The sequence below is a fragment of the Mesorhizobium sp. M7A.F.Ca.AU.002.02.1.1 genome (assembly GCF_003998535.1).
Classification (GTDB): Bacteria; Pseudomonadota; Alphaproteobacteria; order Rhizobiales; family Rhizobiaceae; genus Mesorhizobium; species Mesorhizobium ciceri.
On record NZ_RZPB01001434.1, the window covers coordinates 1 to 570 of the forward strand.

Below are 570 nucleotides of genomic sequence, written 5' to 3' on the forward strand. Positions count from 1 at the left end.
GTTTCCAGCGGCTAATCTCAGCCTCAAGCGCGCTCGATGCGGCACTGGTAGCAATTGTTGCGCGCCGAGCGGACATGGACGTAGGCGATCTCGTCGCGTTCCAACAAGGTCTTGGCCCGCCCGGTGATGTCTCCGGTCGGGACCACGCCGCCGCTGCCATAGACGATACGGTCATCCCTGCCATAGCCGCGCACGATGTAGTCGGGGCTGTCGAGAATCTCGGGCAGCGCCTCGCCCTCGGCAGCGCCGTCGCATTCCTCGGCATGCAGGAAGATCGGCCCGGTTTCGGCATAGGGCTGAAGCTGCGGGAATGGCCTGTATGCCAGAACAAGATAGGCATCGCCGGCTCCTATGTTCTTCAAACAATGCCGGCAAGGCATGCCGTCACCATCTGAGACCTTTCGCTCGGGCGTTTGGCCATAAGCATCGACGCCACCACGCTGCAGCGTCCTGACAGCTTCGGTCGGCAAAGCTTTGAACTGGATGGTCATGGAAAAATCTCCGGTGTCGTGATTGGAAATTATGTCCTTGAACCCTCGCCGCCCACCCGATTCCTGCCAAATGTCGAAA

Annotated in this window: 1 protein-coding gene; it reads right to left on the reverse strand. The window is 60.0% G+C overall.

The window, feature by feature from the left end:
• Positions 1 to 23: 23 nt before the first annotated feature.
• Positions 24 to 491, reverse strand: a complete 468-nt coding sequence (locus tag EN879_RS38185) for a DUF1203 domain-containing protein (RefSeq protein ID WP_013531464.1) — start codon at positions 489 to 491, stop codon at positions 24 to 26.
• Positions 492 to 570 lie beyond the last annotated feature (79 nt).

What these genes read in the sequence shown, in the direction of transcription:
- EN879_RS38185 (WP_013531464.1), bottom strand. Translation starts at nt 491, where the DNA reads ATGACCATCCAGTTCAAAGCTTTGCCGACCGAAGCTGTCAGGACGCTG.